Genomic DNA, 19,460 nt, shown 5'->3' with positions numbered 1-19,460 from the left:
CTGGCCCTTTACGGGGCTTCCAGTTTGGGACTGCGCTGCTGAAGAACAATGCCCGGCAGGATTAACGCCAGGCCCAGGAGCGTTGCGGGGTGAATTCTTTCTCCCAGAATCAGTGCGATAAACACCAGAGACAGCATCGGTGAGAGAAAAATGAGGTTGCCCACCCGGGACACATTGCTTGCAAGCCTGAGCGCCGTGGACCATAGCAGCCAGGTGAACCCCATTTCGAAAAGCCCCACATAAACCGCGCTGGCCAGGGCCCCTCCCGGAGGTGGCAGGCCCCCGCCCCAGATCATACAAAGCAGCAGTGATACGGGCGCCGCACACACAAAGTAAGCTGCCAGAGAAATCGCCGCATCGCCTTTACTCCGTGCACTCAGAAGCCAGAAAACCGCCCATATCACCGTGCTGCCCAAGGCCAGGAGAACGCCCACACCACTGGTAAACGTCAGGGAGAAGGGGTTTCCCTCGGTGGCAATGATGATAACGCCGAAGTAGCCCAGGCCAATGGCCAGCCAGTCGCGCAGACCCAGACGCTGGCCGAGTACGGGGATGGACAGCAATGCCAGGGTGATGGCCCAGGTGTAATTGATGGTTTGTGCCTGCTGGGCAGGCAGGAGATCGTAGGCAGCCAGCAAAACACAGTAGTAGAGCAGCGGGTTAAGAGCCGCCATAGCCAGAAAGCCGAGAGGCGCAGAGCGCAGCTCCTGCCACAGGAGGCCCAGGCGACCCTGCCACGCCAGGGTTCCCAGAAGAGCCGCCGCTGATACCCAGATGGCGACACAGAGGAGCTGCAGCACCGACAGCTCCCCGAGAGCCAGCTTGAAGGCGGTTGCTGCCGTGGACCACAGGAGCACCGCGAACAGACCCAGCAGCAACGCGCGTTGATCGTTTTTCACCGTAGTAAGGTCCTGGGTCGAACAACAAGGACCGGCAGTTTACGAAACAATGTCCGCCGAATCTGCGTTTTCGCAGCGCTCCCTGTACCCACGCAAATTTTTACGGCATCCTCCTAGGCTCTCTCTGGCAGGTAAAGCAGTCTTGAGCGCAAACAGACACAGCAATGAACGCCTCACACCCGCGTTGGCGGCGGCCCCCATCGTCATGCTCATCGCCATGCTGGCGCTCTCGGTATTTCTCTTTAGCTCCGACGCCTCCTATGGAGCCAACCAGATTGCCCTGGTGCTCGCTACGGGCATCGCAGCGCTCGTGGGACAGCGCACGGGCATTCCGTGGCGCGAAGCACAGGAGGGCATTATCGACGGCATCGGCGTGGGTCTGGGACCCACCCTGATACTGCTTGCTGTAGGGATGCTCATCGGTACCTGGATTCTCTCGGGCACCGTGCCAACGATGATTTACTACGGCGTTCAGATACTGAACCCGCAGATTTTTTACGCCGCCAGCGCGCTTATCTGCGCCATTGTGGCGATCAGCGTAGGCAGCTCGTGGACCGTAGCGGGCACCCTCGGTATCGGACTCATGGGCATTGCGGGAAGCTTCGACCTGTCCCCCGCCATCGCCGCAGGGGCAATCATTTCCGGCGCCTACTTTGGCGACAAGCTGTCACCCATGTCCGATACCACCAATCTGGCGTCCGCCGCTGCCGGCGTGGATCTCTTTGATCACATCCGCCACATGCTCTGGACCACGGTGCCAAGCTTTGCCCTGGCGCTCCTGGTGTTCTCCCTCATAGGAGGCGGCGATGCCAGCACGCCCCAGGAGATCGAGGCCCTGCAGCAGAGCCTCCAGATTGAATTCTCCATCGGCCTCCACCTTCTTCTGCCCCTGGCGCTCATGCTCTTCCTGGTTTACAAGCGCTTTCCGGCCTACCCGGCGATTCTCATCAGCGCCCTGGCGGGTGGTGTGTTCGCACTTATCTTTCAGCCGGAGGTGGTACAACGCATGGCGGGGGATGATTCACTGGGCAAAGGTCTTGCCATGGTGAAAGGCGTTTGGGTGGCCCTGTTTGCCGGCTATGAGGCAAACAGCGGCAACGAATTCCTCGATGCCCTCCTCAGTAAAGGTGGTATGAGCAGCATGCTGAACACCGTATGGCTCATAGTGGTTGCCCTGGGTTTCGGCGGCATTCTGGAACGCACGGGCATCCTCAACTACTGGCTGCGCCACGCCCTGCGCATGGTAAAAGGCACCGGCTCCCTGGTCGCGACAACGGTGGCGACCTGCGTGTCCACCAATATCCTGGCAGCGGATCAGTTCATGGCCGTGGCTTTGCCGGGGCGCATGTACCGGGATGCCTATAAGGAATACGGACTGTCGCCCCTGAATCTGTCACGCACCCTGGAGGACTCTGCGACCATTACCTCGGCGCTCATCCCCTGGAATACCTGCGGCGCCTATATGTCTGCCACCCTCGGCGTTGCGACGCTTACCTATGCGCCCTTTGCTATCTTCAATATTGCCTGTCCCCTGGTCGCCATCGCCTATGGCTTTGCGGGCCTTGCCCAGAAGCCCCTGGAGTCCCCAACCGACGGGGGCAACGCCCCGGCCGCCGCCTGAAGACCTGAGCAATGAGCGACTGGGATTACGAGGGACCCTTCCTGCGCCGCACCACGGTGCTTGGCAGCGACGTTGATGCCCTGAATCACACCAACAACACGGTGTACGTGCGCTGGTGTGAGGAATGTGCCTGGGAGCACTCGGCCAGCCTGGGAATGGATATTGATGCCTACCACCAGCTGGATCGGGCCATGGCGGTGGTGGAAGGCCGCTACCAGTACCTCAAGGCTTCTTATCGCGACGACGAAATTGACACGGCCACCTGGATCACCCACTGGGACAAACGCCTGACCATGACCCGGCAGTTTCAGATCCGCCGCGTCGCGGACGCGGTGACGCTGCTCCGGGCCGAGGTGCGCTTTGCCTGCATCGAGATCAGTACGGGAAAACCCCGAAGACTCCCCAGAGAGTTCCTCGCCGCCTACGAGCCTGCGATTCTGGGCAGCTAGTTCCTCAGGCGCGGCTCCAGTCGAAGGGCATCACCGCTGATAAGCGATCGACACCCAGCTGTGCCATGAGCAAACGATCCACGCCCAAGGCGACACCACTGCAGGGAGGCAAACCCTCCTTCATGGCAGCGACGAGCCGGGAATCCAGGGCGCGCTCCTCCTGACCGCCAGCGCGTCGCCTCTCATTGTCCTGCGCTGCCCGCTGTTCCAGTTCCCACACATCCAGCAGCTCCTGGTAGCCATTGGCCAGCTCGATGCCATCGACATACAACTCAAAGCGCTCGGCGACCCGTCGGCCATCCCGGTCCGTGCAGCCTGCCAAAGCGGCCTGAGACGGCGGGTAGTCACACACAAAGAGCAGGCCGCGGAGGGCAAGCGACGGCTCGATAACATGGCTCATGAGCAGATCGAGCCATCCATCGTAATCAAGGTCCAGGGTGCCTACATCCAGCTGCCCTGCAGCCACGGCTTTGAGCTCCGAAGCAGAAACGGCCCATGGATCCAGCCCCAGCACCTCCTCAAAGAGGGCGCCGTAGCTGACAACACTCCAGTCATCTCTATCCAGACACTCACACACCAGCTCTGCCACCTCGCGGATCAATTCCTTCGCAGGCAGTCCCGGCCGGTACCATTCCAGGAGGGTGAATTCGGGGTTGTGTCGGGCGCCCACTTCGCCATGGCGAAAGGCCTTGCCCAGCTGATAGATGGGTCCACTGCCGGCGGCCAGCAGGCGCTTCATGGCGAATTCGGGCGAGCTTTGCAGAAACATCGATGCGCCTTCAGGCGCGGACGCCACGCTGCGCAGGGGTTCGATGGCAGGATCCGTCACGCCAAAACGCGCGAGGATCGGTGTATCGACCTCAAGAACCTGACGCTGGGCAAAGAAAGCGCGGATGTTGCCCAACAGCCGACTGCGGGCCTGAAGAGCGGCGAGGCTTGCCCCCGACCGCCAGTCCGTCATTTCAGCTTTTGCTCGCGCGAGCGACGTACTCTCCGGAGCGGGTGTCCACGCGAATGACTTCACCCTGAGAAATGAACAGCGGTACGCGGACTACCGCACCCGTAGACAGGGTTGCGGGCTTGCTGCCACCCTGGGCGGTATCACCCTTGAGACCCGGATCCGTCTCGGTGATTTCAAGCTCTACAAAATTCGGGGGGCTGACGGACAGGGGCGTGCCGTTGTACAGCGTAACTTCGCAGGGCTCCTGTTCCTTGAGCCACTTGTGCGTATCGCCCACCGCGGCAGCATCCGCCTGATACTGCTCGTAGGTATTGGGCTCCATAAAGAACCAGAACTCGCCGTCCGTGTAGAGGTACTCCATGGTGGTATCCATGACGTCGGCACCTTCGAGGCTCTCACCGGATTTAAAGGTGCGATCCCAGACCCGACCGGTCTTGAGGTTACGCATGCGCACCCGGTTAAACGCCTGACCCTTTCCCGGCTTTACAAACTCGTTATCTAAAATGCTGCAGGGATCCCCATCCAGCATCACCTTGAGGCCCGAGCGAAACTCATTGGTTGAATAATTGGCCATAGCCGTGCATTCCTAAAACTGATGGCGCGCGATGATACCGTACCGGCCACGCAAAATCAGTCTTTGGAGTTAGCGCGAAACATGGAAATTACGCTATGCTCGGCACACTCCGCACCCGGCAATAAGGACTGGGCGCCATGACGCCGACAAAACTTTCAGGCCTGCGCCTTCCCCAGCAGGATCTCGATCAGTGCAGTGTTTTTGACTGCACGGTGGAGGCCGTTGGCAAGTGGGTCGAGGAGCTCCCTCTGGGCAATCCTCTTCGCGCAGGATCGAGTCTGCGCAGCGCGGTATCCGAACTCAATCGAGTCACCCTGGCCCCGGAATTACGCTTTGGGCTTCTGGAACAGCTGCGGGTCCCGGTGGATTCCGTGCTCACGACGCTGATCCGGGGCTCCCTCAAGCAATCGGTGATCCTGGACAACGACAAACAAATTCAAACTGACCTGATTACGGACCTCTGCTCCCTCGCCGCCGCCGGTTACACCCTGGCCGCGGTACACACGATCCAGGACAATAGCAGCGTCACGGGCGTTAACCCCGCCAAGCTGGCCTGCGAATCTCTACACCGCGCGGTGGTCCTATCCGGGCAGCGCATTCTCGTTGCCTACATTCTTTACAAGCCCGTAGACCTGAATGGCTGGGCGGGGCTCCATCAGCTGTATTCCCTCAGCGAACGACAGCAGCTCGCGAAGCTGCCCGTGGAGGACAGCCTCCGGGGAACGCGGAGCAATATCGCCCAGGAGTACTTAGCCCCGCTGCTCCTCGCCTGCGCAAAACCGAACCAACTGCGACAGCACGACATCGCCGGCGCCTATCGGGCGTTCCAGGAATGGCGGGACCTGGCAGAGCTTCAGGACCCGGAGCTTGGCGAGGGCCTTTTTGCCGTGGATATGCTGGGGGATCAGGCACCGGCTTTTGCAGAGCTCCTCGTGCGGCGGGGAAGCACCCAGTACCGTTACATCAATACCAAGGCCCTCATCAGCCATCTGGAAGAGCTCAAAAAGTCCCGGGGTACCCAGGGGCTGCGCGTAATCGAATTTGACCGGGAAACCCGCCTGGACACAAACCTGTTGGAGCACCTGATCAAAGCCCTGGGCGAAATCAGCCAGCGTAACTTCGCCCGACAGCCCTCCCGGAGCACCCTGGAAATCGCCACGGGTCTGAGCAATGTGCATTACTTTGTAGCGGGGGAGCGCAGCCTCGAAGAGATTTTTCAAGGTCTGGATTATGACGAGGTCGAGGCGGCTGCGGGCAGCCAGAACCCCTTCATCACCCCCGCAAGCCACGGCGATAAATGGCAACAGGCCAATGCTGAAGATGAGATCGAAGATCACGCCTCGGACGAGGAGAATGATCTGGGCGTGGACGTGGGCAAATTCTCCCGACTCGCGCAGGAGCAGGAAGCCCAGGCCCAAATGCAAAAACCCGTAAGGCACACGGTCTTCTCTGTAAAAACTACGAACACCAGCCCCGGGGGCTATTGCATTGAATGGCATGACCCGCCAGACAACCTGCACATCGGTGACATTGTCTGCGTACGGGAAGCCGGCATGGAGCAGGCAGACTGGACCATCGCAGTTATCCGCTGGGTCAGCCAGGTGAAACATGCACCGACCCTCGTAGGCCTGGAACTGATCAGTCCCCGGGGTGGCGCCTATGCCGCGCAGATCAAAATGCCCGATGGCGAATTCTCAAAACCCATTCGCGTGCTGCTGCTACCGGAGATCCCCCTTGTCGGGCAGGCCCACACGCTGGTGGTCCCACGCATGGTTTTTAAGGAAGGACAGCGGATCACCGTGACCCGCGATGAAGAATCCGCCCTGGTGAAGCTCAAGCGCCAGGTGGCCTCCACGGGCTACTTCGGTCAGATGGATTTTGATTACCTTCGCCAGCTTGACGAGGATATCGAGAGCTCCAAACGCGAGGATCTGCCCACCGCCGCCTTCGAGTCCATCTGGTCAGACCTTTAGGCCATTCCTCGAAAATCTTTGCTCAGCGCGGCACTCCCAGCACATAGAGTAAGGCTTCGAGGGAGCCGTGGTTGATGGCGCAAGGCGCAGACTCCCGGACCCGGGGCTTGGCATGAAAGGCCACACCCAAACCCGCCGTCGCAAGCATGGGTAAATCGTTTGCCCCATCGCCCACGGCAACGGTATCGGCCAAAGCGATACCCTCCCGCGCGGCAATCTCCCTGAGCAAGAGCACCTTGCGCTCGGCGTCCACAATCTCGCCCTCCACATCACCCGTAAGCTGCTCATCGATGATTTGCAGGTGGTTGGCGTGCACCTCGTTGACACCGATTTGTGACGTCAGTTTTTTTGCGAAGTAATCAAAACCGCCGGATAAAATCGCCGTGTGATGTCCCTGGGCCCGCAAAGTCCGCATCAAGGCCCGGGCACCCGGCATCAAGGGCAGATGATTGCCCACTGCCTCAATCTCCCGGGCATCGAGCCCCCGCAGCTTCGCCATGCGCTCGCGAAAACTCTGGCGAAAATCCAGCTCACCGCGCATGGCACGAGCGGTGACCCCAGCCACCTCATCCCCTACGCCGGCGCGCCGGGCAAGCTCATCGATGACCTCGCACTGAATCAGCGTGGAGTCCATGTCAAAGGCAATGAGCCGTCGCCGGGGGCGCTTGCTGTCACTGGGCGCCAGGGTCAGATCAAGCTCCCAGCGGTTAGCGAGGTTCTGAAGATCCGCGCGGAGATCGCCGCAGCGCGACCAGTCATCCAGATAAAACTCCACCGCCAGCTCGCCCTCTCCCCTGGGGTCCGCCGGTGACAGACGCCGCAGCGCTCGAAGTTCCACATTCCTCTGGGCAAGCACTGCGATGAGGTCCGATGGGAGCGGCACGGAAGGAGGAGCTATGAGGGTAAGCACCGCATCGGCACGCTGATAGAGCGGCAAGGTTTCGTCCACGGCCATCACCGGCAAGGCCCGGCTCTCCCAGGCAATGCCCAGTTGATCGAGCACGGCGGCGAGATGCTTTCGTGTGGCCTCACGGTCGCTGCGACATTCCAGGTCCTCGGCATCTGTGGGAAAACGCACCGAATCTGCGACCACCAGAGCTGGCAAAAGCCGCTGCAGCGCAGCGGGATTTAGCGGTGTGGACAGCGAGAAAGCCGTTGTTGTCACAATAAAGCCCTGTAGCCTGAAAATTCGCGGGCAATTCTAACTCAGTCCCCAAACAGGGAGACGCCGCGGAGCCCCCACGCTTATACTGCGCCCACAGCATCACCACGAATTCATTCATGCAACGCTTCAAATCCCTCAGCCTGAGTATGCAACTGCCGCTGCTGGCATCCGGCTGCGCGCTCCTCGTGGGTCTTTGTCTCCTCTGGCTGGCGGCGACCTCCAGCGAGTACCTCCAGAATGAACGAGAGAGACTCTACGGGGAGTCCCTTGCCCGGCAGGTTTCTGCCACCGTACGCGAAGCCCTCCAGCGCGGCGACCTCCTCAGCGCCCGCGCGTCCCTGCAGCGCTTTGTCGACAGTTCCCTTGCCGGCGGTATCACCATTCGCGATGTTGAGGGCATGGCTATGGGCACCGCGGGGGTCATCAGCGGCCCTTCCCTGACGCAGTACAGCGCGCCCATACGCATCGGAGAGGACACGGCGGGAGAAGTGTTGGTGGCCGTGGACAGCAGCGCAGGCCAGGAAAGCCGCTGGCGGTTTTTGTTCTCTCTCCTGGCCCTGGCGGCTGCCCTGAGTCTGCTGGTGTTTATGGGAACCCGGTTTCTGGCCCAGCGGCTCTCCGCCTCTCTGTTGATCCTCGACAGCCAGCTGGCTCTGCCGGGCAGCAACGCACCGGACCTCGAAAACGAAGTCAGCCGGCTGCAGCGCAGCGTCGAGGCGCTACCCCTGGACATGCTCCGCGGACACGCGCCCGTGCCCGCAGCGGCCTCGGAGTTTCAGCAGACGACAATTCTGTTTGTACATCTGGCGAGCCTGGCGCGCTACGTACACACCCTGGGAGAGTCCAACCTTCACCGCTACACGCGCCGCCTGCAGCAGATCGTACAGGCCGCGGCCCAGTGTTATCGCGGCGAGCTACTCGTCACCCGGCCCTTCGGCCTCATTGTGAGCTTCAGCCCCCAACCAAACGCTGGCAGCGAGGCTCTTCGCGCAGCGAGCTGCGCCCGCCTCATCGCCCTTATTTCTCTGGGACTGCAGGAGCGCACCAATTTGTCCCTGGAACTCGCCATGGCCCTGGGGCAATGCGAACAGGGTATGGATCAGGAAAAAGACATCTACCCGCAGCTCCATCTTCAAGGCGCCATCGACGAATTACGCGACGCCTGTTTGAATCACGACCGTTATCCCGCCATTCTCCTTGGTGAGACTGCCCTCGCCGATGAGCAGCTTCAGGCCGTCGCGGAACTGACGGAGGATGGTGAGGAAGACGCCATCGTGAGTGAGCTGCTGCGCCTGGCCGACGAGCAGGAAACGCTCATCGATCATCAGGCGCAGATCATCGTCGAAAGGATCAAACCCCGGCAGGGGTCAGGCGGCGCCTAGTCCTGCGCACCGACATCTCTGAGCTTTTCTAGGAAGCCACTTCCATGCGCTCCACCCGCTGGAATCCCCGGGGTAATTTATTGCCCCGGCGTCCCCGCTCGCCATGGTAATGCTCCAGCTCCGAACGCTTCAGAGTCAGGTGGCGTTTTCCGGCCCACACGGTCAGACCGTCGTTCTCCCTGAGCACCGCCGTAGCAATCATAAACTCCTCCCGGTCCCGGGCGCGGGGCCCGGGAATTGCAATAATCTTGTTGCCCTTACCCCGGGAGAGGCTGGGTAAATCCGCCAGGGGAAACAGCAGCAATCGACCCTCATTGCTCACCGCCGCCACCCATTGCGCGTCCTCGCCGATGGGCGCGGGACTCACGACCCGGGCACCTGCCGGCAGCGTCAGGGCCGCCTTGCCCGCGCGATTTTTTGTCTGGAGCTCCCCCAGGGTGGTGATAAAACCATAGCCCGCGTCGGAGGAGAGGAGGCAGCGCTGTCCGCTGTCACCCATCATCAGGCCATCGAAGCCCGCGCCCGAGGGCGGATTGATGCGACCGGTCAGCGGCTCGCCCTGGCCCCGGGCCGACGGTAGATTGTGCGTCGCGAGGGTGTAAGCGCGACCGGTGGAGTCAATAATCACCGCCGGCTGATTACTGCGCCCCCGCGCGGCGAGTTTGAAGCTGTCGCCGGACTTGTAGCTCAGGGACGCAGGATCCATGTCATGCCCCTTCGCCGCACGAATCCAACCCTTCTCCGACAAGACCACGGTGATGGGGTCCGCAGTCATAAGTTCGAGCTCACTGAAGGCCTGGGCCTCTTCGCGGCTTGCCAGGGGTGAACGCCGGTCATCGCCATACTTCTCGGCAATCGCCGTAAGCTCTTTTTTGATGAGGGTCTTGAGTCGTGCCTCGGAACCCAGGGTCTTTTCCAGCCAGTCCCGTTCCTTTTCCAGCTCGTCCTGCTCACCGCGGATTTTCATTTCCTCGAGCTTGGCAAGATTGCGCAGTTTCAGCTCGAGGATGGCTTCTGCCTGTATATCCGACAGCTCAAAGCGCGCTATGAGTGCCTGCTTGGGGTGTTCTTCCGTGCGGATGATGTGAATCACCTCATCAATATTCAGGTAAGCCGCGAGGTAGCCTTCCAGAATATGCAGGCGCCGTTGCACCCGCTCGAGGCGGTAATCCAGACGCCGTCGCACGGTCTCGCGACGGAATTTCAGCCACTGCTTGAGAATGCCATCGAGGCTGCGCACGCCGGGACGACCATCAATGCCAATCATGTTGAGATTGACGCGGTAAGTTCGCTCCAGGTCCGTGGTGGCGAAGAGGTGACTCATGAGTGCGTCACGATCGATGCGATTGGAGCGGGGCACAATCACCAGGCGAGTGGGGTTTTCGTGATCTGACTCATCCCGCAGATCGGCGACCATGGGCAGCTTCTTGGCCTGCATCTGCTGCGCGATCTGCTCTAGCACACGGGATCCCGAAGCCTGATGGGGCAAGGCCGTGACCACAATATCGCCGTGCTCCGTGTCCCAGACAGCGCGCATGCGCAGACCGCCACGACCGGTCGCGTAGATCTGGGCAATATCTTCCCTGGACGTGATGATTTCCGCCTCGGTGGGATAATCGGGACCCTGGATGATCTCGCAAAGCTCCGCGAGGGTGGTTTTTGGCGCGTCCAGCAAAGTCACCGCCGCCGTCACGACCTCGCGGAGGTTGTGGGGAGGAATATCCGTTGCCATTCCCACGGCAATACCCGTCGTGCCGTTAAGGAGCACATTGGGAACCTGGGCCGGGAGCAGCGAGGGCTCTTCCATGGTGCCGTCAAAATTCGGCACCCAGTCCACGGTCCCCTGTCCCAGTTCGCCCAGGAGTACATCGGCGTAGGCCGTGAGGCGCGATTCCGTGTAGCGCATGGCAGCAAAGGACTTGGGATCATCGGGAGAGCCCCAGTTGCCCTGACCATCGACCAGGGGATAGCGGTAGCTGAAGCTCTGTGCCATGAGCACCATGGCCTCGTAGGCAGCGCTGTCGCCATGGGGGTGAAACTTACCGATCACGTCGCCCACGGTGCGGGCGGACTTTTTGAACTTCGCGGTTGCCTTGAGCCCCAGTTCACTCATGGCATAGATGATGCGTCGCTGAACGGGCTTCAGCCCGTCGCCAATATGGGGCAGCGCACGATCGAGAATGACGTACATGGAATAGTCGAGATAGGCTTTCTCGGCATACTGTTTTAAGGAAATGCCCTCGATGCCATCGTCATCAATGGTATTGGTTTCTGTCATTTAGAGGTCTCTTGGAAAATCTGAGCCGGATAGGAAAACTTGCAGTTAACGCACGAAATTAAACCCTGAGGAGCCAGAAGCTCGGCAAATATCTGGGCATGAATGCCCCGTCAGGACTCACCACCACCCTGGGTATCGCTCCGGGTCTTCCCGCTTCCCCCACGCTGCTGTACCAGCTGCTCATTAAGACTGACGATGGAATTCGCCATATCTGTCAGGAGGGCGTGAATCGTTGCGGGGTTACTCTTGATCAGCTCCGTGAACTGACTGGTGGGTACCTTGACCACGCTGCAGCGGCTGCGGGCACGGACCGTCGCACTGCGATCGGCGTGGGTCAGGGCCGCCATGGCACCGAAAATCTCCCCGGGGCTGATAATGCCAACGGGCACATCGTCCACGAGCACATCTGCCAGTCCCGAGGTGAGGTTAAAGACATACTGGGCCCGCTCCCCCTGATTGATGATGATCTCGTCGGGCTCATAAAGCGCAAAGCCGGGGGTGGTGATCACATCCACCTGAGTTTGCATGGCGGTGAGACGCAGCATCATGCCGCTGTAGGTCACCAGCAGTCGGGTCCAGAGCTTGGTGGTACTGGGCCGCGCGAACACCTGTTGCATGAATTCCAGAGCGCTATAGCTGTTGAGACTGGCACCGGCCTCGCTGCCGTAAAACACCGCGGCTTCTACGTCCCGGCTCCCGGCAATATCCGGCAGAAGCACGTCACCTTCTTCCAGAAGGTACACGGCACGATCGGCATAGCGCACGGACACAGTGCCACTGGCAACGATGTAAAACTTTGCCGGGTCAAAACCTCGGAAATTGCCCGTCTGGGTAGGCGCCACTTCCACCCGGGTAGGCAGGAGGTCGATCTCCGCCAACAGCGCCTGTACCAAACCCCGGTATTGCTGGTTTAGAAGCTTGAAATCAGCGGGTAGTTCAACGCTCGCTAGCATGCTCGATTTGGATACCGTCTCACCGATGCGCTCATTCAAGCGCGGATGCCGCGATCATAGCAATTTCTCCCCCCAGCGAGAACAACCCAACTGGCAGGAAACAGGCCAAGTCGCTAGCATGTCCGCCTCTTGATTGGACAGGCACCCAGGATGTTCGACGACAGATGCGAAGACAGATGCGAAGACAGATGCGAAGACAATGGCTGGTCCTGTCAGCCCTTTTCAGCGCTGAGCGGGAATGATGTCTACGATATGCTGCAGCTTCGCTCGGCAATTTTTGTGGTGGAGCAGGATTGCGTCTACCTGGATCCCGACGGTATGGATAGCGCCGGCTGGCACCACGCTTACCGGGAAAACGGCAGGTTACTGGCCTATCAACGCTGTCTCCCCCCGGGCACGCCCTACGAGCACGAGAGTTCCATAGGTCGGATTATTGTGGATGCTTCCCAGCGGGGAAAGCAGCTCGGCCGGGATTTGGTTCAGCGGGGCATCGACTTCAACCTCAGCACCTGGCCGGACAGCCCCATCCTGATCGGCGCCCAGGCACAGCTCCAGCGCTTTTACGAATCCCTGGGTTTTACCGTGTGCTCCGAACCCTATCTTGAAGACGGCATCAAGCACATCCACATGCGCCATCCCGCGTCACGCTAGAGTCCATGCTTAAGTTCGAGTCAGCGCTGGCCCTGGCGGCACTCCTGCTGTGCGTTTACAACGTCGGCATGATAGCCATTGCCGTGACCCGCGGAAGCGACCTCGCTCGGGAAAGCACCGCTTTCACCCGGAAACTGCCCGACCCTGCGCGGAAAATTCTGGTCGTCGGCGACAGCACGGCGGTGGGTACAGGCGCTGCAGCGCCCGAGGACTCCATTGCCGGGCGTATCGCTGAGGACTTTTCCCGCACCGCGGTAATGAACTTTGCTGAGGATGGCGTGCTCACGCGGGCCGTGCCCGGCCAACTGCAGCAGGCGCCCCCGGGGTCCTACGATATGGTGTTGATTCAGGTAGGCGGCAACGATGCCCTGCGCTTTACAGGGAGCGAGACCCTTGAGGCAGCGATCGAGAAAAGCCTTGATGCCGCCGCGGCCCTGAGCCAGAACATTCTCCTGGTCAGTGTGGGCGATCTGGGTGAGGCACGGGCAGCACCCTGGCCCCTCTCCCTGCTCCTGTCCCATCGATCCCGCTTGGTGCGGGATGTGTTTGCCGACGCCGCCCGGCGGCGGGATGTGCGGTTTCTTGACCTTCTCGCACTCTCCGAGGAGGGCAGTCCCTTTGAAGATAACAGTGAAAAATATTACGCCCGGGACGGCCTCCACCCCTCCAGTGCCGGATATGAGGTCTGGTATGAAAATCTCCGGGCAAGCGTTCCTCTGGAAGCGTGGCTGAGCACCGCAGCACCACCGGAATGATCGCTACGGGCGCCTGTCGCGTAATATTCCATTCAACCTTCACTGTTAACCTTGCCGGGTAAGAGGCGAAGCTTTTAGCCAAGCGAGGAATCTATTGTGTCAGCATTTAAAGAACTACCCACAAGCTACACCGCCTCCGGGAAGCCTCGGCGTGCGGGCTTCGAACTTGAGTTTTCGGGGCTATCCCTGGACGCCGCGGTTAAAGCCGTTCAGGACATCCTCGGTGCGGATCCCGTCGAGGCGACGGCCGCTGAGTGCACCCTGCGCGCCGAGGGTCTCGGCGATTTCAAGGTGGAAATTGACTGGGCTTTCCTCAAGCGGGTTTCCAGGGAATACGCCGCTGACGAGGAGCAATACTGGGTCGAGCCCCTCAATGATCTGGCCAGCACCCTGGTCCCTATCGAGCTTGTGGCGCCGCCCATTGCGGTGCAGGAGCTGGATGTGCTCAAGGAAATCAGCGACGCCCTGCGCGCAGCGGGTGCCCAGGGAACAGAAGAGTCGCTGATTGCCGCCTATGGTGTGCACATCAATACGGAAATTCCCGCCCTGGATGCTGACACCCTGGGTCGTTATATTCAGGCATTCTGTCTTCTTCAGTGGTGGCTGGTGGATGCCCACGATGTGAACCCTGCCCGGAAGATCAGCCCCTATATCGACCTCTACCCCCAGAGCTACGTCGAGACCGTGCTCGCCAGAGAGTCCATGACCTTGGATGAAATTTTTGAGGACTATCTTGAGCACAACCCGACGCGTAACCGCGCCCTGGATCTTCTGCCCATTCTTGCGGAGATCGACAGCGAGCGCGTGCAGCGCACCGTAGATGATGATCGGGTTAATGCCCGGCCGGCGTTTCACTATCGCATGCCCAATTGCCACATCGAGCGTGACGACTGGGACCTCACGGCACCCTGGGATCTGTGGCTGACCGTAGAGCGCCTCGCAGACCGACCCGGCGATCTTCGAACGCTTGCAAAAGAGTATCTGGACGCGCGGCGGATGTTGCTGTCCGTGGATAGAAGCAAATGGGTTACCAGGATGGATGAATGGCTCAACGACCACGCATTGCTGTAACCGGTAACGGTCGACGCTGGGCACCGAGCTGGTGGTGTACCCGCCTGGCGCTGTTTCTCGTTGGCGCCCAGGCGGTGCGTATCTCCGTGCGCCATACGCCCCCCGATGAAGAGAACTTCGACGCCTTTATCATAGGTGGAGGGGACGATATCGGTCCGGAGCAGTATGGCGAACCCAGTAATCCCAAGATCCGTTCGGACCCCGCCCGGGACGCCCTTGAGGTCCGCTGGATAAAACAATGCCTCGCGGAAAAGATACCCGTGATGGGGATTTGCCGGGGCGCCCAGCTGATCAACGTCGTCCTTGAGGGCACGCTGCATCAGGATATCCGGGACATGCGCAAACACACGCGCAACAGGGCGAGCCTTGTCGCCACCAAGGAGGTAAAGCTTCTATCGGGCTCCCGCGCTGAGGGAATTTTTGCCACCGATCGCCTGAAGGTGAACAGCCTTCACCACCAGGCAATCAATAGCGTGAGCGATAGCCTCGCGATTGTCGGTCGGGACCGGGACAATATCTGTCAGATGGTCGAAGGCACGGGAGACAAGGCGATTATCGGCGTGCAGTGGCACCCGGAGTATCTCTTTTATCTACCCGTGCAGCTGCGGATATTTCGCTGGCTGGTGGCGCAGGCGAAGACAGCCTGAGGCCTGAGCGACAAACCTCAGCCGTTCAGCAGGAAGGTCACGGGGCCGTCGTTTACGAGGCTGACCGCCATATCGGCGCCAAAGCGACCACCGGCGAGGGGGGAGTACACGGATCCCATGTGCTCAAAAAGGGCCGTAAAAAGCGGCTCGGCTTCCGCCGGCGCCATGGCGGTGGAGAAACCCGGGCGGAGCCCGCGGGTGGTATCCGCAGCGAGAGTGAACTGAGACACCAGCAGGAGACCGCCGGACACATCGCCCAGGCTGCGGTTCATGCGACCCTGCTCATCAGCAAAAACCCGATACTTCACTATTCGTTCGAGGAGCTTTTCCCCCGCGGCGAAGCTATCCCCCGGCTCCAGTCCCAGAAAGACCAGGAGGCCTCTCTCAATGCTCCCTACGACCTCGCCGTCGATACTGACCGACGCGCTGTGCACACGCTGTAGGAGCGCGCGCACCGGTCTCAGGCGCGCGAGGCGCGTTTGCGCTCGTGCTCCAGGAGAAGCTTCTTGCGCAGGCGAATGCTGTCGGGTGTTACCTCTACGAGTTCATCGTCCTCGATAAATTCCAGGGCCTGTTCCAGGGTGTGGCGTGTCGGCGGCGTCAACACCAGCGCCTCATCGGTGCCCGAGGCCCGCACGTTGGTGAGCTGCTTTGCCTTAGTGGGATTTACCGTGAGGTCGTTGCCACGACTGTGGAGACCGATGATCTGTCCCTCGTAGACATCGATATTGGGATCCACAAACAAACGTCCACGATCCTGAAGATTGAACAGACCATAGGCCAGGGTCTTTCCCTTGACCATGGATACCAGCACACCGTTATTGCGATGGCTGATGGGCGCATCTTTTACCGGGCCGTAATGATCAAAGATGTGGGTGAGGGTCCCGCTGCCCGAGGTGAGGGTAAGGAACAGCGAGCGGAAACCAATGAGACCGCGCGCCGGCACAATAAACTCCAGACGCGTCCAGCCCTTGCCGTCGGGGCTCATGTTCTTGAGCTCAGCGCGACGTGCGCCCAGCTCTTCCATGAGCGCGCCCTGGTGCTGGTCTTCACAGTCGATGACCAGCTCCTCAAAAGGCTCGTGAATCACGCCATCCACTTCCTTACGGATCACTTCCGGACGGGACACACCCAGTTCGAAGCCTTCACGGCGCATGGTTTCAATCAACACCGAAAGATGCAGCTCACCGCGACCCGAGACCTTGAACTTGTCCGGGGTGTCACCAGGCTCGACGCGCAGGGCTACATTGTGAATAAGCTCCCGCTCGAGGCGCTCGGCAATATTACGGGAGGTAACGTACTTGCCTTCCTTGCCGGCAAAAGGCGAGTCATTGACCTGAAAGGTCATGCTCACGGTAGGCTCATCAACGCTCAGGGGAGGCAGGGCATCGGGGTTGGCAGGATCACAGAGCGTGTCCGATATGTTCAGCTCTTCGATCCCCGTTACGCAGACAATGTCGCCCGCAGAGGCTTCTGTCGTGTCGATACGCTCCAGGCCCATATAGCCCATGACCTTGAGAACCCGGCCGTTGCGCTTGGCACCTTCCCGATCGATGACAGCCACCTGGGTATTGGGTCGCAGCACCCCGCGGGTGATCCGGCCTACGCCGATAACACCGACGTAGCTGTTGTAGTCCAGGGCGCTCACCTGCAATTGCAGGGGGCCATCGACATCAACATCGGGCGCCGGCACATGCTCGAGGATCGTTTCGAACAGGGGCGTCATGTCCGTCGCCATATCCTCGTGATCGAGGCCTGAAATTCCCTCGAGGGCTGAGGCGTAGATGATCGGAAAGTCCAGCTGCTCCTCGCTGGCACCGAGGGCATCAAAGAGATCGAATACCTGATCGACCACCCAGTCCGGGCGCGCGCCCGGGCGGTCCACCTTGTTAATCACCACGATAGGCTGCAGACCCTGGGCAAAGGCCTTGGAGGTCACAAAGCGCGTCTGGGGCATGGGGCCGTCCACCGCATCTACCAGAAGGAGCACGGAATCCACCATGGACAGTACCCGCTCCACCTCACCACCGAAATCGGCGTGCCCCGGGGTATCAACGATGTTGATGCGGTGATCGCCATAGGTGATCGCCGTGTTCTTCGCCAGGATGGTGATACCGCGCTCCCGCTCCTGATCATTGGAATCCATAATGCGCTCGGCGTCCGCGTTGCGTCGGTCCAGGGTTCCCGACTGCCTGAGGAGGCAGTCGACCAGGGTGGTTTTGCCATGGTCTACGTGGGCAATAATGGCGATGTTGCGGAGTTTCTCGATCACAGCGATAGTCCGGCCCCGGCGCAGTAAGCGGTATCCGGCAGCTCTTTAAAAGAATTGGGGGGCTAAAAAAGGGCGCGATTATAGCCGCGGAATGCCAGCCTGCACAGCGCCGTTAGGTGGCACAATGCACACCTCCGGCAATGCCCGACGGCGCGGCGCGTCATTTTGGTGCAAAGGCGCACCATGAGGTGGCAAAATGACGCAAAGGTGGAGCGCTCTCGTACAAAACTTCATCTATATCAATCGCTTGGAAACAGCACCGCTGTGGCACAGGACTTGCTGTTTCCTAAGGCACTTTTACTGTTAAGGTGCATGTCCCCGAAGGCCTCGTGCCTCAGGCGTGAGTAGCACCTATTTTCCCCACTGGAGGACCCACAATGTCAGAGAAGACTCTGAACCTGATCAAAGAAAGCGAAGCCGGCTGGGTAGACCTGCGCTTCACGGATACCCGCGGAAAAGAGCAGCACGTCTCCATCCCGTCCAGCGAAGTCGACGAAGACTTTTTTGACGGCGGCAAGATGTTTGATGGCTCGTCTATCGCTGGCTGGAAAGGCATCAATGAGTCCGACATGATCCTCATGCCCGACGATAGCAGCAGCGTCCTGGACCCCTTTACGGACGACACCACCGTTATCCTCCGCTGCGACATCGTTGAGCCCATGACCATGCAGGGCTATGAGCGCGATCCACGCTCCGTTGCCCATCGCGCCGAGGAATACCTGAAGTCCACCGGTATCGGCGACACCGCTTACTTCGGTCCCGAGCCCGAGTTTTTTGTATTTGACGATGTGAAGTGGCACGCCGATATGTCCGGTGCCGGCTACTCCATCAACTCCGAGGAGGCCGCCTGGGCCTCCAACCACAGCTTTGACGACGGCAACATCGGCCACCGTCCCGGCGTGAAAGGGGGCTATTTCCCCGTACCGCCCGTCGATTCTCTCCACGACATTCGTGCCGCCATGTGTGCTGCCATGGATCAGATGGGACTGCCCATCGAAGTGCATCACCACGAAGTGGGCACCGCGGGCCAGTGCGAGATTGGTGTGAAGTTCAACACCCTGATCAAGAAAGCCGACGAAGTACAGATCCTCAAGTACTGCGTACACAATGTAGCCCATGCCTATGGCAAGACTGCGACCTTTATGCCCAAGCCCCTCGTTGGTGACAACGGATCGGGAATGCATGTGCACCAGTCCATCAGCAAAGACGGTGAGAACGTGTTCGCTGGTGACGGCTATGCAGGGCTGTCCGAGACGGCGCTCTATTACATCGGCGGCATCATCAAGCATGCCCGTGCCCTCAACGCCTTCACCAATGCGTCGACCAACAGCTACAAGCGCCTGGTGCCGGGTTTTGAAGCACCGGTCATGCTGGCCTACTCTGCACGTAACCGATCGGCGTCAATCCGCATCCCCTACGAGCCCAGCCCCAAGGGCAAGCGCGTGGAAGTGCGTTTCCCCGATCCCACAGCCAACCCCTACCTGGCTTTCGCAGCCATGCTGATGGCGGGCCTGGACGGTATCCAGAACAAGATCCACCCCGGCGATGCCGCGGACAAGGATCTTTACGATCTGCCCCCGGAAGAAGGCAAGGCCATCCCCACCGTGGCATCCAGCCTGAGCATGGCCATGGAAGCCCTGGATGCGGATCGCGCATTCCTTACGGCGGGGGGCGTGTTTACCGACGACATGATTGACGGTTACATCGCTCTCAAGTCTGAGGAGATCGAAACCCTCGATATGACCACGCACCCCGTGGAATTTGACATGTACTACTCCGTCTAAGCACCCACGGAAAGTACGCAGAAGC

At 60.2% G+C, this 19,460-nt stretch carries 17 protein-coding genes; 9 read left to right on the top strand and 8 right to left on the bottom strand.

Going from position 1 to position 19,460, the window contains the following annotated elements:
- Positions 1-8 precede the first annotated feature (8 nt).
- Positions 9-899, bottom strand: coding sequence for a DMT family transporter (locus KT71_RS01775; protein ID WP_008293216.1), 891 nt, complete (start codon positions 897-899; stop codon positions 9-11).
- Positions 900-1,041: 142 nt separating this feature from the next.
- On the opposite strand from KT71_RS01775, the gene nhaC reads away from it, so the two are divergent.
- Both nhaC and KT71_RS01765 read left to right on the top strand, forming a co-directional pair.
- A complete protein-coding gene (gene nhaC, locus KT71_RS01770; protein ID WP_008293217.1) occupies positions 1,042-2,520 on the top strand; it encodes a Na+/H+ antiporter NhaC in 1,479 nt (492 codons plus the stop codon).
- Positions 2,521-2,531: 11 nt separating this feature from the next.
- Positions 2,532-2,969: an acyl-CoA thioesterase gene (locus KT71_RS01765; protein WP_008293218.1), complete on the top strand. Its 438-nt coding sequence runs from the start codon at positions 2,532-2,534 to the stop codon at positions 2,967-2,969.
- A gap of 4 nt (positions 2,970-2,973) precedes the next feature.
- Here the strand turns inward: KT71_RS01765 and epmA are convergent, their stop codons facing one another.
- Both epmA and efp read right to left on the bottom strand, forming a co-directional pair.
- Positions 2,974-3,930, bottom strand: a complete 957-nt coding sequence (gene epmA / locus KT71_RS01760; protein ID WP_008293219.1) for an EF-P lysine aminoacylase EpmA — start codon at positions 3,928-3,930, stop codon at positions 2,974-2,976.
- Position 3,931: 1 nt separating this feature from the next.
- Positions 3,932-4,504, bottom strand: coding sequence for an elongation factor P (efp, locus tag KT71_RS01755; protein WP_008293220.1), 573 nt, complete (start codon positions 4,502-4,504; stop codon positions 3,932-3,934).
- 137 nt (positions 4,505-4,641) lie between these two features.
- Between efp and KT71_RS01750 the strand changes: the two genes are divergently transcribed.
- A complete protein-coding gene (locus tag KT71_RS01750) occupies positions 4,642-6,477 on the top strand; it encodes a cyclic-di-GMP receptor FimW-related protein (protein WP_008293221.1) in 1,836 nt (611 codons plus the stop codon).
- Between the two features lie 22 nt (positions 6,478-6,499).
- Here the strand turns inward: KT71_RS01750 and serB are convergent, their stop codons facing one another.
- Positions 6,500-7,642 (bottom strand): phosphoserine phosphatase SerB, encoded by a 1,143-nt coding sequence (gene serB / locus KT71_RS01745; RefSeq protein WP_008293222.1) that lies wholly within the window; start codon positions 7,640-7,642, stop codon positions 6,500-6,502.
- Between the two features lie 116 nt (positions 7,643-7,758).
- Here serB and KT71_RS01740 point away from each other — a divergent pair, with 116 nt between their 5' ends.
- Positions 7,759-9,024: a hypothetical protein gene (locus KT71_RS01740; protein ID WP_008293224.1), complete on the top strand. Its 1,266-nt coding sequence runs from the start codon at positions 7,759-7,761 to the stop codon at positions 9,022-9,024.
- Between the two features lie 28 nt (positions 9,025-9,052).
- Here the strand turns inward: KT71_RS01740 and parC are convergent, their stop codons facing one another.
- Complete coding sequence (gene parC, locus KT71_RS01735) at positions 9,053-11,302, bottom strand: DNA topoisomerase IV subunit A (RefSeq protein ID WP_008293225.1); 2,250 nt, start codon at positions 11,300-11,302, stop codon at positions 9,053-9,055.
- 110 nt (positions 11,303-11,412) lie between these two features.
- The gene (locus tag KT71_RS01730; RefSeq protein ID WP_008293226.1) at positions 11,413-12,294 is read right to left on the bottom strand and encodes a Crp/Fnr family transcriptional regulator; all 882 of its coding nucleotides are present in this window, start codon (positions 12,292-12,294) and stop codon (positions 11,413-11,415) included.
- A 213-nt stretch (positions 12,295-12,507) separates the two neighbouring features.
- Between KT71_RS01730 and KT71_RS01725 the strand changes: the two genes are divergently transcribed.
- The 4 genes from KT71_RS01725 (at position 12,508) to KT71_RS01710 (ending at position 15,379) form a co-directional block, all read left to right on the top strand.
- Complete coding sequence (locus tag KT71_RS01725; RefSeq protein WP_008293227.1) at positions 12,508-12,906, top strand: GNAT family N-acetyltransferase; 399 nt, start codon at positions 12,508-12,510, stop codon at positions 12,904-12,906.
- Positions 12,907-12,911: 5 nt separating this feature from the next.
- A complete protein-coding gene (locus KT71_RS01720) occupies positions 12,912-13,661 on the top strand; it encodes an SGNH/GDSL hydrolase family protein (RefSeq protein WP_008293228.1) in 750 nt (249 codons plus the stop codon).
- A gap of 96 nt (positions 13,662-13,757) precedes the next feature.
- Entirely contained in the window at positions 13,758-14,732 is a 975-nt protein-coding gene (locus KT71_RS01715) for an amidoligase family protein (protein WP_008293229.1), read from the top strand.
- Complete coding sequence (locus KT71_RS01710) at positions 14,705-15,379, top strand: gamma-glutamyl-gamma-aminobutyrate hydrolase family protein (protein WP_008293230.1); 675 nt, start codon at positions 14,705-14,707, stop codon at positions 15,377-15,379. Before KT71_RS01715 ends, KT71_RS01710 begins: the two co-directional genes overlap by 28 nt.
- Positions 15,380-15,396: 17 nt before the next feature.
- Here KT71_RS01710 and dtd read toward each other — a convergent pair whose 3' ends face one another.
- Both dtd and typA read right to left on the bottom strand, forming a co-directional pair.
- Positions 15,397-15,834: a D-aminoacyl-tRNA deacylase gene (gene dtd, locus KT71_RS01705; RefSeq protein ID WP_008293231.1), complete on the bottom strand. Its 438-nt coding sequence runs from the start codon at positions 15,832-15,834 to the stop codon at positions 15,397-15,399.
- Between the two features lie 5 nt (positions 15,835-15,839).
- Positions 15,840-17,651 carry a translational GTPase TypA gene (gene typA / locus KT71_RS01700; protein ID WP_008293232.1) on the bottom strand — a complete coding sequence of 604 codons (1,812 nt, stop codon included), beginning with the start codon at positions 17,649-17,651 and terminating at the stop codon, positions 15,840-15,842.
- A gap of 377 nt (positions 17,652-18,028) precedes the next feature.
- On the opposite strand from typA, the gene glnA reads away from it, so the two are divergent.
- Complete coding sequence (glnA, locus tag KT71_RS01695) at positions 18,029-19,435, top strand: glutamate--ammonia ligase (protein WP_008293233.1); 1,407 nt, start codon at positions 18,029-18,031, stop codon at positions 19,433-19,435.
- Positions 19,436-19,460: the final 25 nt, after the last annotated feature.

This window comes from Congregibacter litoralis KT71 (genome assembly GCF_000153125.2).
Lineage (GTDB): Bacteria > Pseudomonadota > Gammaproteobacteria > Pseudomonadales > Halieaceae > Congregibacter > Congregibacter litoralis.
Note: the sequence above shows the minus strand (reverse complement) of the source record. Positions and strands in the feature narration are given on the sequence as shown.

What these genes read in the sequence shown, in the direction of transcription:
- KT71_RS01765 (WP_008293218.1), top strand. Translation starts at nt 2,532, where the DNA reads ATGAGCGACTGGGATTACGAGGGACCCTTCCTGCGCCGCACCACGGTG.
- epmA (WP_008293219.1), bottom strand. Translation starts at nt 3,930, where the DNA reads ATGACGGACTGGCGGTCGGGGGCAAGCCTCGCCGCTCTTCAGGCCCGC.
- efp (WP_008293220.1), bottom strand. Translation starts at nt 4,504, where the DNA reads ATGGCCAATTATTCAACCAATGAGTTTCGCTCGGGCCTCAAGGTGATG.
- KT71_RS01750 (WP_008293221.1), top strand. Translation starts at nt 4,642, where the DNA reads ATGACGCCGACAAAACTTTCAGGCCTGCGCCTTCCCCAGCAGGATCTC.
- KT71_RS01740 (WP_008293224.1), top strand. Translation starts at nt 7,759, where the DNA reads ATGCAACGCTTCAAATCCCTCAGCCTGAGTATGCAACTGCCGCTGCTG.
- parC (WP_008293225.1), bottom strand. Translation starts at nt 11,302, where the DNA reads ATGACAGAAACCAATACCATTGATGACGATGGCATCGAGGGCATTTCC.
- KT71_RS01725 (WP_008293227.1), top strand. Translation starts at nt 12,508, where the DNA reads ATGCTGCAGCTTCGCTCGGCAATTTTTGTGGTGGAGCAGGATTGCGTC.
- KT71_RS01720 (WP_008293228.1), top strand. Translation starts at nt 12,912, where the DNA reads ATGCTTAAGTTCGAGTCAGCGCTGGCCCTGGCGGCACTCCTGCTGTGC.
- KT71_RS01710 (WP_008293230.1), top strand. Translation starts at nt 14,705, where the DNA reads ATGGCTCAACGACCACGCATTGCTGTAACCGGTAACGGTCGACGCTGG.
- glnA (WP_008293233.1), top strand. Translation starts at nt 18,029, where the DNA reads ATGTCAGAGAAGACTCTGAACCTGATCAAAGAAAGCGAAGCCGGCTGG.